Origin of the sequence: Drancourtella sp. An57 (assembly GCF_002161525.1) — a bacterium.
GTDB lineage: Bacteria > Bacillota > Clostridia > Lachnospirales > Lachnospiraceae > Sellimonas > Sellimonas catena.
Genome location: NZ_NFHY01000016.1, coordinates 1 through 15,098 on the forward strand (window position 1 = coordinate 1; position 15,098 = coordinate 15,098).

General features: G+C 33.6%; 14 protein-coding genes. All 14 read left to right on the forward strand.

Annotation, left to right across the window (positions count from 1 at the left end):
- Positions 1–240 precede the first annotated feature (240 nt).
- The 14 genes from B5G11_RS12625 to B5G11_RS12690 all read left to right on the forward strand — a co-directional run bounded on the left by B5G11_RS12625 (position 241) and on the right by B5G11_RS12690 (position 14,753).
- On the forward strand, positions 241–1,530 hold the full coding sequence (locus B5G11_RS12625; protein ID WP_087254314.1) for a glycosyltransferase family 4 protein: 1,290 nt from the start codon (positions 241–243) through the stop codon (positions 1,528–1,530).
- A 15-nt stretch (positions 1,531–1,545) separates the two neighbouring features.
- A complete protein-coding gene (locus B5G11_RS12630) occupies positions 1,546–2,400 on the forward strand; it encodes a glycosyltransferase family 2 protein (RefSeq protein WP_087254317.1) in 855 nt (284 codons plus the stop codon).
- The gene (locus B5G11_RS12635; protein WP_087254321.1) at positions 2,397–3,518 is read left to right on the forward strand and encodes a glycosyltransferase; all 1,122 of its coding nucleotides are present in this window, start codon (positions 2,397–2,399) and stop codon (positions 3,516–3,518) included. The genes B5G11_RS12630 and B5G11_RS12635 overlap by 4 nt, the downstream gene beginning before the upstream one ends.
- A 42-nt stretch (positions 3,519–3,560) precedes the next feature.
- Positions 3,561–4,679, forward strand: a complete 1,119-nt coding sequence (locus B5G11_RS12640) for a glycosyltransferase family 4 protein (protein ID WP_087254324.1) — start codon at positions 3,561–3,563, stop codon at positions 4,677–4,679.
- Positions 4,680–4,706: 27 nt separating this feature from the next.
- Positions 4,707–5,945, forward strand: coding sequence for a hypothetical protein (locus tag B5G11_RS12645; protein WP_144289701.1), 1,239 nt, complete (start codon positions 4,707–4,709; stop codon positions 5,943–5,945).
- Between the two features lie 24 nt (positions 5,946–5,969).
- Positions 5,970–7,028, forward strand: coding sequence for a glycosyltransferase (locus tag B5G11_RS12650; RefSeq protein WP_087254330.1), 1,059 nt, complete (start codon positions 5,970–5,972; stop codon positions 7,026–7,028).
- 42 nt (positions 7,029–7,070) lie between these two features.
- Positions 7,071–7,745: a CatB-related O-acetyltransferase gene (locus B5G11_RS12655; protein ID WP_087254333.1), complete on the forward strand. Its 675-nt coding sequence runs from the start codon at positions 7,071–7,073 to the stop codon at positions 7,743–7,745.
- A gap of 53 nt (positions 7,746–7,798) precedes the next feature.
- Entirely contained in the window at positions 7,799–9,325 is a 1,527-nt protein-coding gene (locus tag B5G11_RS12660; protein ID WP_087254336.1) for a hypothetical protein, read from the forward strand.
- Between the two features lie 92 nt (positions 9,326–9,417).
- Positions 9,418–10,386, forward strand: coding sequence for an acyltransferase family protein (locus B5G11_RS12665; RefSeq protein ID WP_087254339.1), 969 nt, complete (start codon positions 9,418–9,420; stop codon positions 10,384–10,386).
- Positions 10,387–10,415: 29 nt separating this feature from the next.
- Positions 10,416–11,375, forward strand: a complete 960-nt coding sequence (locus tag B5G11_RS12670) for a glycosyltransferase family A protein (protein WP_087254342.1) — start codon at positions 10,416–10,418, stop codon at positions 11,373–11,375.
- A 19-nt stretch (positions 11,376–11,394) separates the two neighbouring features.
- Positions 11,395–12,171, forward strand: a complete 777-nt coding sequence (gene rfbF, locus B5G11_RS12675) for a glucose-1-phosphate cytidylyltransferase (protein WP_087254345.1) — start codon at positions 11,395–11,397, stop codon at positions 12,169–12,171.
- A complete protein-coding gene (rfbG, locus tag B5G11_RS12680) occupies positions 12,156–13,241 on the forward strand; it encodes a CDP-glucose 4,6-dehydratase (RefSeq protein WP_343215512.1) in 1,086 nt (361 codons plus the stop codon). Before rfbF ends, rfbG begins: the two co-directional genes overlap by 16 nt.
- A gap of 8 nt (positions 13,242–13,249) precedes the next feature.
- Positions 13,250–13,834 (forward strand): dTDP-4-dehydrorhamnose 3,5-epimerase, encoded by a 585-nt coding sequence (gene rfbC, locus B5G11_RS12685; protein WP_087254348.1) that lies wholly within the window; start codon positions 13,250–13,252, stop codon positions 13,832–13,834.
- Positions 13,827–14,753 carry an NAD(P)-dependent oxidoreductase gene (locus B5G11_RS12690; RefSeq protein ID WP_158099287.1) on the forward strand — a complete coding sequence of 309 codons (927 nt, stop codon included), beginning with the start codon at positions 13,827–13,829 and terminating at the stop codon, positions 14,751–14,753. The genes rfbC and B5G11_RS12690 overlap by 8 nt, the downstream gene beginning before the upstream one ends.
- Positions 14,754–15,098: the final 345 nt, after the last annotated feature.

The window sequence follows — 15,098 nt, forward strand, 5'->3', positions numbered from 1 at the left end:
GTTTGTCATGTTGCTTTGCCATAATGAGATCCTCCTTCAGTACGATATTTCTATTATATCATGTATTGTCTATTTGGAATTTTCTCATTTTGACTTGCACTATTTATATACTAGCACCAAGATTTTCCTTTGAGAACACATACTCTTTAGCAATGGATATTTGAAATTTGGATCTGTTTATCGAACCATGAGTATTTGGTGCTTTTTTATATTATTTGTCTATATGAGGAGGATGCATTGATGAAAAAGATACTAATCTATGCTCATTATTATTTCCCTGATGTGGCATCGACTGGGCAGATACTGAAGGAATTAGCAGAGGGGATGTTGGATGAATTTAAGGTAACTGTAATTTGTGTGGTTCCTTCCTATAGTGGTGTGATTGAAAAAGAATATAAACAACAAAATTATTATGTTGAAAATATTAATGGTGTAAAACTGTTGCGTGTTCGTGTGCCAGAATTTAAAAAGAATGATAAGATAAGTCGTATTAAGAATATTCTCAGCTATTTTATTAGAGCAATATTAATTACTTTCATGATAGGTCCGCAGGATTTTGTTTTTTCGATTTCACAACCACCAATATTAGGTGGACTACTTGGAGTTCTGGGAAAATGGATAAAACGAGCAAAATTCATATATAACATACAGGACTTTAACCCCGAACAAACTATCGCGGTGGAGTACAGTAAGAATCGATTGGTTCTTAAAATAATGATGGTGTTAGATAAATTTAGCTGCAAACATAGCAACTTGGTAATTACTGTAGGGCGGGATTTGGTCCAAAGGATGGATATAAGGTTCAAAAATCGAAATACACCAAAAACTATAATGATTAATAACTGGATTGATGAAAAAAATATATATCCTTTATCTTCGGAAAATGAGAAGATAGTTACTTTTAGAAAAGAGTTCGGATTAGAAAATAAATTTGTTATCATGTACTCTGGAAATATTGGATTGTATTATGATCTTGAAAATTTGATTAAGGTATTGAAGTCATTTAGAAAAGGCTATACACATTCTGGAATTTGGGAAGAAGGACCTAAAACTGCGGATGGACGTGATGTTGTTTTTGCATTTATAGGAGCGGGTTCTGTACTTGATAATTTGGTTTCATATGTCAAAAAGCATCAATTTGAAAATATTATTTTCATCCCTTATCAAGACAAGGAAAATCTGATTTATAGTTTGAATGCAGGAGATGTCCATTGGTGTATAAACGCAAAAGGAATCAAAGGCGTATCCGTGCCTTCAAAGGCATACGGTATTATGGCTGTTGCTAAACCGATTTTGGGTGTATTAGAAAAGGGAACGGAAATACGCTGTCTGATAGAAGATACATGTTGCGGAATATGCTGCGATCCTGGGGAGTATGAAAAAGTGAAAGAAAATATCCGTTGGTTTATTAAAAATGCTTCTACTGATAAGATTGAAAAAATGGGTGAAAATGGAAGGAATTATTTGGTAAATAATTTGTCGAAAGATGAAGCTATAAGAAAATACAAAGAAGCTATTTTAAAAAGTTGAGGTGTATGTATATCAATGGCAGATATTACAGCTATTATATTGACAAAGAATGAGGAAGTAAATATTGTTGATTGCATCCGTTCTATTTCAGGTATAGTCAAGAGAATCGTTGTTGTTGACAGCTATAGTAACGATAAAACTGTTGAATTGGCGAGAAGAGAAGGAGCGGAGGTCTATCAACATTCATTTGAAAATTACGCAAAGCAGTATAATTATGCTATTGAAAAGGCGATAGTTCGTACTGTTTGGACGTTGAGGATTGATGCAGATGAAAGATTGACAGAAGAATCCGCAGTAGAACTAGATCGATTATGTGAAGAGAATATGTCATCAAATGTGTCGGGCATAGTTTTGCGATTTAAGAAGAATTTCTTGGGGAAAAATTTGTATCATGGAGGAGTATATCCATGGAGAAAGATGAACTGTTATAAAACAAAAGCTGGAAAGATAGAAGATCGTTTTATGGATGAGCATATCATATTATCTTTTGGTACAACCGTAGAAATGAAATCGGATTCATTGCATTATGATTTCAAAACTTTGGAATATTTTATTTCAAAGCACAATTGGTATTCCTCCAGAGAAACAGTTGACTATTTTGAACGAATAGAAAAAAAGAATAATTTAAGGACAGTGGCTTTAAAAACTTATCTAAAAATGAATGTGTATTATAAATTACCAATGGGTCTGCGATCTCATATATACTATTTATATCGTTACTACTTAAGGCTTGGTTTTCTCGATGGTAAGGAAGGGAAAATTTACGCTTTTTTGCAGGCATATTGGTATAGGTACCTTGTCGATGCAAAAATTTATGAATGTCAGAAAAGTGGTTTGCGTTATTCGGGTAAGGGGAGCCTAAAAGAATGAGTCAAAGAGTTAGAGTTTTAATGGTTGTAAAAGGATTTGAGATACAAGGGATAAGTAAAGTCGTTCTTGACTATGTTGAACATATTGATCGTCAAAAGTTTCAAGTAGATGTTGTGTCGGGTGATAATTTCGCAAAATCAAACGTTATACAACTTAAAGCTACAGGGGGAAAGCTATGGTGCATTCCAGATCGAGACAAAAATATCTTCGTATACATACTAAAACTTGCAAGAATTGTAAAATCCGGTTCCTATAAGATTGTGCATGCACATGGAAACAGTGCGATGATAATTCCAGAATTAATTGCGGCAGAATTGGGGGGCGCAAAAGTCAGAATTGCACATTCTCACAATGTCACATGTAATCATCCGCTATTACACAAAGCGTTACATCCGATATTTAGTGCACTGTATACACACGCTTTAGCCTGTAGTGAGGAAGCCGGGTTATGGATGTTTAAAGGTAAAAAGTTTACTGTGATAAAAAATGGGATCGAAACGTTAAAATACGCCTTTGATTTGAATGAAAGAATAAGAGTAAGACATGAATTGGGATTGACCGACGAAATTTTGATCGGACATGTTGGTAACTTTAATTATCAGAAAAATCAGGAGCGCCTAGTCAATATACTTAAAAATATAATTGTAAGAAAGCCACGAACAAAAGTATTGTTTGTGGGAACAGGAGAAGAGCAAAGACGGATTGCAACACTTGCAAGGGATTTAGGATTATCTGAACATTGCATATTCTATGGAGTTTCTGGACAAATTGAAAAATTAATGTCGGCAATGGATATTTTTGTTTTTCCTTCACATTACGAAGGATTTGGCATTGTTCTGATAGAAGCTCAGGCTTCAGGAATGATATGTATAGCAAGCACAAATGTGCCGGAAGAAGCAAACATAACAGGCGCTATCAAATACATTCCTTTAGATGCTGATGACGGAAAATGGTCGAATATAATAGTGGAATCGTGTCAATATGGAACTATATATAAAGAGAGAAAGCGAATGTCTGTTCAGCAATGTGATCTGATTCGACAAAGTGGATATGATATTAGCGATGTTGTCAATAAATTAGAAGTATTTTATAGCCATTGTTTAAAGACAAAGATCTAACAATATCCATAGAAAACAAATTCTATGAGGAGGTAAATAACTGTGAACAAAGCAAAATTGCTTGTGTTGTCATCATTTCCTGCACCGTATAGGGTCGACATATTTAAAGGACTGGCGAAAGAGTATAAAAATATGGATATCTTTTTTGGAAATGCTACAGATTCTAATCGTGATAAAGATTATTATGCTGCATCATCTGACTTACAATTTTTTGTTCTGGGATATTCCAACTCCGACAATTATTTAAAAAAATGTGTATCAAACCTCAAAGAATATAGTTTAATATTGGCCTATGACTGGTACTTGCCTTATGCTTGGGGGATTTTATTAAAAGCGATTCTCCTTAAAGTCCCATACATTGTAAATTGTGATGGAGCCTTTTTGTCCACAAGAAGAAGTCTAAAACAATTTATAAAAGATATAGGAAAAAGAATATTAGTAAGTTCTGCACGGTACTGTTTTGCGAGTGGAGAATATGCAAAAAAATATTTTTTATATTATGGCGCTGATGAAGAAAATATAATTATTCATCATTTTACTTCTCTAAAGGAAAATGATATAAAAAAGGAGGCTGTTTCAAAAGTACGGAAGGATTATTTGAAAAAAAGTCTTCAGTTGAGAAATCGTAAAACGGTAATTACAGTTGGCCAATTTATTTATAGAAAGGGTTTTGATATTTTATTAGCAGCTTGGAAAGATTTGGATAAGAAATATCAGTTAATAATTCTAGGCGGAGGAGAACTTGAAGGTGAATACAGAAGATATATTGAAAGATGCTCTTATCAGAATGTTTTTGTACTTGGATTTATGCCTAAAGAAGATTTGTTTAAATATTATGAGGCATCTGATGTTTTTGTGTTGCCAACACGAGAGGATATATGGGGATTAGTGGTTAATGAAGCTATGGCCTGTGGTTTACCAGTTATTACTACTGAAAAATGTATTGCAGGAATGGAATATATTGATAATGGGGTAAATGGATTTATTGTTCCAACAGAAAATCCGGGAATCCTTCATGATAAAATGGAATATTTGCTTATGAATGATGTGGAACGAGAAAAGATGGGGGGTGCAGGATTGGATACAATAACCGGGTATACATTACAAAATGTTGTGAATAGCCATTTGCAGTGCATTAATAAGATATTAGAAATAGGATAAATAAAACAATAGATGCGAGAGATATTTATGAATGAACTTAAAGATGTTAAAGACAGACAGGCCTGGGGAATTGCTTTTGTTGTCTTTGGAGTACTATTAGGAAATACACTTTATGAATTTGTTGGAAAATCAGTTGATCTTGTAAATATGTTTATGTTTCTGGGCATTTTACTTATTATTGATTATGACAGATTGTTGCAATTAAATTTTCCCAGATTAACAAAGAAAACATTGCTGTTATATGTATTTCAGTTGTATATATTATTTGTTTTTTTGTTTTACAGACATTCTTTTGCGGCAGGAAGTTTTACCTCAGATATTGCATACCTTTTTTTTTCGCTGGCCTTAATTACTGCATTGGCTTCAAATTCAAAGTGTTGTAGATGGACTAAAGCAATAAAGGTAAGTTTTATCGTTTCCACAATAATTATATTTTTGATAACATATGTCCTTTTTACCGAAGATAACTTATTTGTTGGAAGATTTCGGTTTTCCAGTGGAGCAGATCCTTTACAAATGGGTTTTGGATTAACCTCTTGTTTTGCTGTTTTTCTTTTATACGATTGCAAAGGCTTTTTTGGAAAAATAATAAGGATAATAGATATTGCATTTCTTATTATAGCCGAATTTGCTTTTTCATGTAGAACAGCTATATTTACTTGTGTTATCATGCTTATTTTGTATTTTGTGCAATTGATTAGAATTAATTTAGGTGCACAGAAGCCTCTATCAAAAATAATATTAAAACTATTCTTGGCATTACTAGTATTTTTTATTACTTTTATTACTGTATATAATTTGGTGCCTGGAATAAAAACTGTAATCGATAATATGGGCAATTATATGTTAAGAGGTATTTATACTTTGTATGGTAATAACAGTTTAGGAATTGATGAATCTGCTTCAACCAGAGTATATACGCAGAGAGTTTCTTTAGACATCATATGGAACGAAACAAATCCATTTAAGGTACTGTTTGGACATGGTTATATGACGTTGTATGTTGATGTTCCCATTTTACAGGCTATGCTGGATTTGGGGATTGTTGGCTGGCTGTTGTATACATATATTGTAGTATTGAATCCTATTTTGACAATTTGGAATAAATCTAAAATCATACTTGCTTCAAAGGATGAGAATTATCGTCTACAGTATTTAGCGTTTACTTTATTGGCCGTAACGGCTATTGGTAAACAGCTGACTGCCGCTTTGCCATACGGCCATGATGTTTATCTTGGAGCAATTTTGTGTTGGTTCTTAGCATAAAATTTTAAAGGAGTTTAAGGGAAAATGAAAGTTGCGTTTGTTGATGTTGAATTATCCGGACATCATATTAATTATTTGGCTGCGTTGTTTGACGCAAACCCAGAAGCAATCGTTATTATACCAAGCAAATTGGAAAGGTTCCCTGAAGAGAGACAATTTGTTATCTCAAATACAAAAGAATTATATAAACACCCATTCAACTATTTTCTTTGGTTGTCCCAAGTGCATCAAATTATAACAAACGAAAATGTTGATAGACTCCATTTTTTATATGGAGATGCGTTCGTAAGATACTTTGGATTAGGATTATTGAAATTCAAAAGATATAAGCCCGTCGTTACGTTTCATCAAATTCGCCGGCACTGGCTTAAAGATATTTCACTTCGAAGATTATGTAAAAGGATAAATGTGGGGATTGTACATACGCAAAAACTTAAAGTTGATTTAAAAGAAATGGGTATCAAAAATATAGAACAGATCGAGTATCCATGCTTTTCAAATTATTATAGAGCAGGTGCATCAAGCAAAATAAGAGAGAAATTTAGCATTAATGAGAATTTTCCCATCTTATTACAAATAGGAATGGTTACCCGATATAAAGGTTTGGAGATGTTGGTCGAAGCATTAAGTGGAATAGAAGACCATTATCATTTGATTGTGGCTGGTTATAATCAAGAATTCACTGATTCGGAAATACAGAATTTTAAAAATAGATTAGGAAATAAAGTAACGTTTGATTTGCATTATCTATCGGAAAACGAATACGCTGAATATTTGTCTGCCTGTGATATAGTAATGCTGCCGTATCGTAAAAAATTTGATGGTGCCAGCGGTCCTCTGGTTGATGCGGTGTCGCTCCGTAAACCGGTCATAGCATCTAATCATGAAAGTTTAGGGGATATAGTAAAGAAACATACACTTGGTCTATTGTTTGAAGTGGAAAATGTTAGTTCTTTACAATTAGCAATACGACGTGCATTATCGGAAGGAATTCCTTGGAATACAGAAGCTGAGCAATATCGAGACTTCATAATCCATATAGACAATTTTGTGAAGGCAAATGAAGAAATATATAGTAGATAAATTTACAGTTATTGAAAATATGTGTATGAGGAGAGGGAAAGCATGCAGATTAGTAAAAGACGTTTAAAGGTACTGATCAGTAATATTTTGAATTATCCGTTTCGGATAAAAAATGATATCTCTTTAACTGCGATACTTCAAAACTCAGAATTAGATAAACATGTTTTGATTGGGCATAATGTGAAATTCTACAGATCTTCAATTGGTGCGTATTCTATGATACATTATGGAGCTTTTATTAGTGATTGCTCAATTGGAAAATATAGTTCAATAGCAAATGGATGTTACATAGGTGGTGCAGCGCACCCAATTGAGTGGATAAGCACGTCGCTACATTTTTATTGTACTCAAAAAAGAGAAGAGGGCCTGAATAATTTTTTTTACAAAAGATATTTTGATCCGTTTGAGCGTACGATTATTGGAAACGATGTGTGGATTGGTGCTAATGCAATGATCAAGGCAGGAGTGAAAATTGGTGACGGAGCAATAATAGGTATGGGGTCAGTCGTCACAAAAAATATTGGACCATATGAGATTTGGGCTGGTAGTCCTGCGCGGTTTATCAGGAAACGTTTTAATGAGAATATATGCCAATCTCTGCTTGAGTTAAAATGGTGGGAAAAAGATGATAGCGTAATTCGTTCTGTATCACAATATATGAATCAGCCAGAAGTCTTTATAAAAAAACTTAAAGATATAGAAAAAAGTAATACTTGAGGCATGTTTTTAAGAAGAGTAAAAGTTGAGGCACATTATAGAAGGAGCATGAGATGGAGAGCCGTAGTAAAAAATCAGCAAGAAATATATTATCAGGAGTTATATGTAAACTTTTACTGATGATAATGGCCTTTGCAACAAAGACCATTTTTATAAGACTTTTAGGAGTAGAATACAACGGTATTAATGGTTTATATTCAAATATACTTTCTATTTTGGCTCTGTCTGAATTGGGAGTAGGAAATGTTTTAACATTTTCGTTATATAATGCCCTGAGGAAGAATGATCAGCTTAAGGTCTGTTCGTTAGTAAATTATTTTAAAAAAATATATGGGATAATTGCAGGTGCTATACTGGGGATTGGCATTACGTTAATTCCGTTTTTAAACTATATTGTTAATAGTAACATAGCACAAAATGAAGTTATTATATATTATTTATTATATTTGCTGAATTCATCGATTTCTTACATAGCTGTTTATAAAACAACCGTAATTATCGCTGATCAAAATGGTTACATTAGCAATGTGTGTGATGCTGTTTTAACATTTATGATGTATGGAATGCAAATAGTCTATTTACTTGTTTTCCATGACTTTTTGGGATATTTGATCATACAGTTGATATGTACAATAGGAAAAAATCTTCTGCTTAGCATGGTAGCGGATCGTTTGTATCCATATCTGAAGGAAATGAAGCCAAATAAAAATTTGGTAGAAAAAAATCAGATTTTTACAAATATAAAGGCAACCTTTATATATAAGATCAGTGGAGTGATTTTAAATAATACAGATAATATTTTAATTTCTATAATAGTCGGAACAGTATATGTAGGATATTATTCTAATTATTATATGATCTTATCTTATATTGTTGCATTAATTGGTATTTTTATCACGGGTTTTATGGCTAGCCTTGGTAATCTTAATGCTGAAGACAATATGAAATCGTCTTATGCAATGTTTAATATTTTGTTGTTGATATTCAGTTTTATAGGCGCAATAATTGCATGCTGTTTTACCAATTGTATGCAGCCTTTTGTTGCTCTATGGCTTGGAAAAAAGAATGTGATGCCCTTTATATGGGTAATAGTAATAGTTTTTAATATCTATTTAGAGGAGATTATGAACCCGGTCTGGATTTTTAGAGAAACAATGGGGCTATTCCAGCAGGTTAAATACCTAATGCTTATTACGGCAGGATTAAATCTGTTTCTTTCTATTGTTTTCGGAAATTGGTGGGGAGTCCCTGGTATCTTAATTGCGACAAGCATCTCAAAGATACTAAGCCAGTATTGGTATGAGCCAAGATTACTTTTTAAAGAGAAATTTAAGTGCAATAGTGTGAAAAACTTTTTTACTTTTCAAATTAAACAGGCAATGGCATGTTTAATAGCAATAATGCTATCTTATACTTTATGTGGCTTTATCGGGACTGGTTTGGTGGGGATAATATTCAGAGCTATTATTTCCTGTATGACTGCGTTTGTATGTGTGTTGTATTTTAATTTTAATAGCACGGCATGGAAAGACTTATGTGTAAGATATATTAGACCCTATTTGCAGAAAATAAAAAGATAACTTTGCTTATTCATTTTACATTAACTAAAGGTACTACCTGCATTCGGAAATTCTGGTAGCGTGTAAAAGTAAATATAAAGGAAGTTTTAAAAATGAATATCGAAATACAAAAGGGGCGTATCCGGTGGATTGATGCCACAAGGGGAATTGCCATATTATTGGTTATACTCGGACATTGTATTGGAAGTTTAGATGATCCGGGTAATAAAGTGATTTTATCGTTTCATATGCCATTGTTTTTCTTTATATCAGGGCTTTGTGCCGGAAAAGCAAAAGTATTTTCAGACTATTTGATAAAAAAAGTTAAAGTACTTTTAGTTCCTACAATTACACTTGGCGTATTTGATACCTTAGTTGATCTGGTATCTGGTGAAATTAATAGAGAGACTTTGGCAGGCAATTTTTTAGGCTGGTTTTTACTGGTATTATTTTATGTATCAATTATCTTCTATATTATACAGAAGTTGGGTTTCGAAAAAAAGATGTACATAAGACTTCTTGCTTATGTCATTGATCTTCTTAGCGTTGTTATCGTGGTCAGACTGCAGATAATAACTTTGCTACATTTTGAAATAATTCCAATGGCTCTTCTTTTCTTTATGATTGGATATCATTGTAAAATATCATATAGTAGACGAGCAAGAAGTAACAATATAATATTTGACATCTGGATTTTATTAATTCCTATTGGAATCATTTGTTCATCCTATAATGTACCTGTTGTAATGTATCTAAATGATTATGGAAATTTATTTCTTTTTTTTACAGGTGCATTCAGTGGCATTGTTGTAGTCTGCAAAATAGGCGAAAGAATTCAAAGCAATCAATTATTAATTTGGTTTGGTCAGAATACGATTTATTTTTATGTATTACATTTTTCTTTTATAAAAGGACTTCATTTTATTGGAAAAGTATTATTTACTAACTGTATAGTACCTAATTATAGTTATCCGATATACTGGGTTTATTATATACTTTCTCTTCTTCTTTTAATACCAGTTTCAATGCTTTGTAGCAGATGGTTTTCTCCACTGTTTGGAAAGTCAAAATCTAAACGTTAAAAAATGAATCTGTTCAAATATAATAAGATATGGTAGATAGTATGGGGGATGATGAAATGTTAACAGTACTTATTCCAACTTATAATCGTAAACAACGGTTGATAAGAACTTTAGATGCGCTTAATAAACAATCAGACCAAGACTTTGGAATATTTATTTCTGATAATGCTTCAAATTATTCAGTTTTAGATGAAGTATTAAACCGATATGATCAGACTTTTGTTCAAAGAATCACATTGCACGTCCAGAAATCAAATGTAGGTGCCGATATGAATATAGCTTCTGTTTTGGCAAAATGTGATACTCAATGGGGATGGCTGCTGGGGGATGATGATTACATTGAGGAGTATGCTGTTGAAACTATTAAAAAACAGATCAATAAAAATTCACAGTGTTCTGCAATTTGGTTTAGCATTAGTAAGAAAACAATGGAAGATATTATAATGGAAACGCTTGATGATTTAATTGATATCCTTCGAATGAATAATTTTAATGGTGATTGGATTTTTATGTCAAACAAAGTATATAACATTCCGGAAACGGTAAAATATTTCGAATCTATGTTTTTCAGATTATATACTCGTATCCCGCACTGTATTCCAATTTTGGAAATGTTGAAAAATAAGGAGAAAGTATGTGTTGTTAATAGTTTGCAAATTGTAAAGCATGATCCAATGGAACATGACATTACATGGCATATTAACAGCACAGTGACAGGACTTAGGACAATAATGGATTATAATTCAGGATTACCTTATTCAAAACATAAAGAACTAGTAAAATATACTGTATTTCGACCAGGGTTTATTATACGGCGGTATTTAAAAGAAGATGCATTACCGTGGAATTACAGGACATATTTGTCATTTATATATTCTGAAACATATTGTAAATTTTATCACTTTCCATTCAATTTACTGCTTTGGATAGGTGTAAAATTGATTAGTACTCCGGTTGGTTTTAGTATAGCAAAAATATTCATTAAATAATGAGGGAGATTTATTATTCATGAAAGTCGTCATTTTAGCAGGTGGATTTGGAACTAGAATTTCTGAGGAATCACAGTTTAAGCCTAAACCAATGGTTGATTTGGGTGGCATGCCAATTTTATTACATATTATGAAACTATATTCTCATTATGGCTTTAAAGAATTTGTTATTTGTGCAGGATACAAGCAATATATTATCAAAGAGTATTTTGCAGATTATTTTTTGTACAATTCTGATATCACATTCAATTTCACTAATGGAAGGAATGATATGACAGTTCATCACAGACATATTGAAGATTGGCAAGTAACAGTGGTAGACACTGGCCTTAATACGATGACTGGCGGTAGGGTTAAGCGTATAAAGGAATATCTTGGAAATGAACCTTTTATGCTCACTTATGGTGATGGAGTGTCTGATATTCCAATTAACAAACTTGTTGAATTTCATAAACAACATGGAAAATTGGTCACAATTTCAGCATATAATGCAGGCCAAAGATTTGGTGTTCTCGACATTGATGAGAATGGACTAATAAATGAATTCCGAGAAAAAACACAGGGCGATGGGAATATGATTAATATTGGTTATATGGTATGTCAGCCTGAGTTTATTAATTATATTAAGGATGATACGACTGTCTTAGAAAAAGAGCCATTGGAAAGAGTGGCAAAGGCTGGACAACTGGTTGCATATAAGCATCAAGGATTCTGGCAGTGTATGGATACTGTCAGGGAGAAACAAGTACTGGAAAAAATGTGGGTTGCTGGTAATGCACCATGGAAAGTGTGGTGAGTTTCATGATGGAAAAATTTGATCTGTCTTTTTATAAAGAGAAAAAGATTTTTATAACTGGCCATACAGGGTTTAAAGGATCTTGGATTTGTAAAATGCTGAAAAATGCTGGCGCTGAAGTTACGGGATATTCTCTAACTCCACCTACTCAGCCTTCGCTATTTGAAATTGCAGGGATTAAGCAGGACGTTCATTCGTTTGTCGGCGATATTCGTGATTATGATACATTAAAAGCTGTATTTGATGAGGTTCAACCTGAAATTGTTTTCCATTTGGCTGCTCAGCCGATTGTTCGTGACGGCTATAGAGATCCTGTATACACTTACGAAACAAATGTTATGGGGACAGTAAATATTTTGGAGTGTGTGCGTAATAGTAGTTGTGTCAAAAGCTTTTTGAATGTAACTACCGACAAGGTGTATATGAACAGAGAATGGCCATGGGGATATCGAGAGACCGATGAACTAGATGGTTACGATCCCTATTCTAATTCCAAGTCTTGCTCTGAATTGGTAACTCATTCGTATAAAAAAAGCTTTTTTAATAATGATCGTGTGGCAATTTCTACTATGCGTGCAGGCAATGTTATTGGTGGTGGCGATTTTGCCAACGATCGTATAATTCCGGATTGCGTTCGGGCTGCTATTAAGGATGAAGATATTATTGTGCGTAATCCTTTTTCTACTCGGCCTTATCAGCATGTTTTGGAACCGCTCTATGCTTATTTGATGGTTGCTGCTATGCAGTATACAGACAGTAAATATGCCGGTTACTATAATGTGGGTCCTGATGATGGCGACTGCTATCAGACGGGTGCTCTAGTTGATATCTTTGTAAGCAAGTGGGGTGATGGGATTAAGTGGGTTAGTTGCTATGATGGAGGTCCCCATGAAGCAAATTCCCTTAAATTAGATTGTTCTAAACTCAAGGCAGTTTTTGGCTGGCATCCTCGTTGGAATTTAGAAACCGCCATTGAAATGGTCGTAGAGTGGAGTAAGTGCTGGAGAATGGGATCTGATATAAGATCCTGTATGGATTCTCAGATAAAAAAGTTTCTGGAGAGGAGTTAGTTAATAATATGCCATTTGAATTTAGTAAGACGGAAATAAACGGTGTGTATGTTATCGCACCACACATTTTTTCGGATAAACGAGGAATATATCTGAAGCATTATGAAAAAAATATTTATGCTTCTCATGGAATTATGTGTGATTTTGTAGAGAGTAGCGATTTATATTCCTTTAAAGGCGCTTTACGCGGCTTACATTATCAAACCATTGCTTCTCAGGCGAAACTTATTCATGTAATATCGGGAAGTGTTTTTGATGTTGCGTTGGATCTGCGAAAAAATTCTGAAACATTTGGGAAATTTCATGTGGAACTTTTAACCGGTGATAATCATAAGGTTATTTATATTCCAGAGGGATTTGCACATGGATATATTGCGCTTGAAGATAATACGGTATTTTCCTATCAGAGCTCTGGAAGATATATCCCGGAATCATGTGGAGGGATAAGATGGAACGATCCAGAACTAAACATACCTTGGCCTCTAAAAGAGTATGGAATTAAAAATATCATTGCGACAGAAAAAGATGCTAACTGGCCAACTCTTTCCGAATATGTGGAAAAAATGAATCGTTGTGAGGATGGATATGAATAAAGCAATAATAACAGGTGCAACAGGCTTCATAGGCAAATATCTTGTAAAAGAGCTCGTTAAACAAGATGTGAAGGTTATAGCTGTTGTACGGGAAAATTCAAGAAATATATTAGAGATAACATCTCTTCCTGTTAAAATTATAAAATGTAATATTTGCGATTATAGATTACTTCCAGAACTAATCGCAGACCGAGACATTGATGCAGTATTTCATTTTGCTTGGCAGGGGGTATCAGATTTGGATGCCAGAGATCAGGCTATACAAATTCAGAATTTGCAGTCAACACTAGACCTGATTGATGCAATGGTCAAAATGTCTATTAAAACTTTTGTTGGTGCAGGAAGTTTACATGAGGCAGAAGCTATAGTAGAAATGCAGGAAGATAAAATGATTTCTAATATGGGATATATGTACAAATCAGCAAAAATCGCTGCTCATTGGATGGGGAAAGCAAAATCGGGCAATGTGGGAATTAGATTTTTTTGGCCTTTGATTAATACTTATGGAGAAGGAGAAAAGTCTACTCGTCTTATTAATACTATTATAAGAAAGATCGTTTTGGGAGAAGAACCGGCACTGTCAAACGGAAATCAGTACTATGATTTTGTACATGTTGAAGATGTCGCACATGCCCTATATTTGATTGCTGAAAAAGGTGTTGACGGTACAAATTATGTTATTGGATCTGGCCAAGCAAAACCGCTAAAAGAGTTTCTGAAAGTGGTCGGAGATATTACCAATAGGATGAATGGTGGAACAAAGGTTCCCTTAGGATTTGGTCAGATAACAGCCAATGTGGTTTCCTTGCCAAAAGAAACTTTTGATGTTACTAATTTGTTTAGAGACACAGGGTTTGTTCCGAAAATTTCATTCGATGAAGGAATAATTAGGACGGTCAAGTGGATTATAGGATATTAATATGAAGCAAGAAAAAACGGATAATTGCGAAAGAACCACAACCTCCGGAATTGAGGAATAAAACCGTCATCGAATCGTTTTATGGGCATATCAAACGGGAATAGCTGAACTGGTTTAAAATATGTGATTCTCGGCAAGCATATCGTCTGATATTCGGATATATTGAAGTCTTTTTTAATACCTAACGTCTTCATAGTCATTGTGATTTCATGTTGCTAAATGGTTTTGAAAAACCATGTGAGTAAACGAAGACAAACGAACTGCTTTTAGTAAGTTAAGATGCAGATAAATTTCTTGTTTAGCGTGCACTAAATCTTGGCATAGGATCAATCAATCTCTGCTGTT

Excerpts from the sequence above, each read along its gene's own strand:
- B5G11_RS12625 (WP_087254314.1), top strand. The coding sequence starts at position 241 with ATGAAAAAGATACTAATCTATGCTCATTATTATTTCCCTGATGTGGCA.
- B5G11_RS12630 (WP_087254317.1), top strand. The coding sequence starts at position 1,546 with ATGGCAGATATTACAGCTATTATATTGACAAAGAATGAGGAAGTAAAT.
- B5G11_RS12635 (WP_087254321.1), top strand. The coding sequence starts at position 2,397 with ATGAGTCAAAGAGTTAGAGTTTTAATGGTTGTAAAAGGATTTGAGATA.
- B5G11_RS12645 (WP_144289701.1), top strand. The coding sequence starts at position 4,707 with ATGAATGAACTTAAAGATGTTAAAGACAGACAGGCCTGGGGAATTGCT.
- B5G11_RS12650 (WP_087254330.1), top strand. The coding sequence starts at position 5,970 with ATGAAAGTTGCGTTTGTTGATGTTGAATTATCCGGACATCATATTAAT.
- B5G11_RS12655 (WP_087254333.1), top strand. The coding sequence starts at position 7,071 with ATGCAGATTAGTAAAAGACGTTTAAAGGTACTGATCAGTAATATTTTG.
- B5G11_RS12660 (WP_087254336.1), top strand. The coding sequence starts at position 7,799 with ATGGAGAGCCGTAGTAAAAAATCAGCAAGAAATATATTATCAGGAGTT.
- B5G11_RS12665 (WP_087254339.1), top strand. The coding sequence starts at position 9,418 with ATGAATATCGAAATACAAAAGGGGCGTATCCGGTGGATTGATGCCACA.
- B5G11_RS12670 (WP_087254342.1), top strand. The coding sequence starts at position 10,416 with ATGGTAGATAGTATGGGGGATGATGAAATGTTAACAGTACTTATTCCA.
- rfbF (WP_087254345.1), top strand. The coding sequence starts at position 11,395 with ATGAAAGTCGTCATTTTAGCAGGTGGATTTGGAACTAGAATTTCTGAG.
- rfbG (WP_343215512.1), top strand. The coding sequence starts at position 12,156 with ATGGAAAGTGTGGTGAGTTTCATGATGGAAAAATTTGATCTGTCTTTT.
- rfbC (WP_087254348.1), top strand. The coding sequence starts at position 13,250 with ATGCCATTTGAATTTAGTAAGACGGAAATAAACGGTGTGTATGTTATC.
- B5G11_RS12690 (WP_158099287.1), top strand. The coding sequence starts at position 13,827 with ATGAATAAAGCAATAATAACAGGTGCAACAGGCTTCATAGGCAAATAT.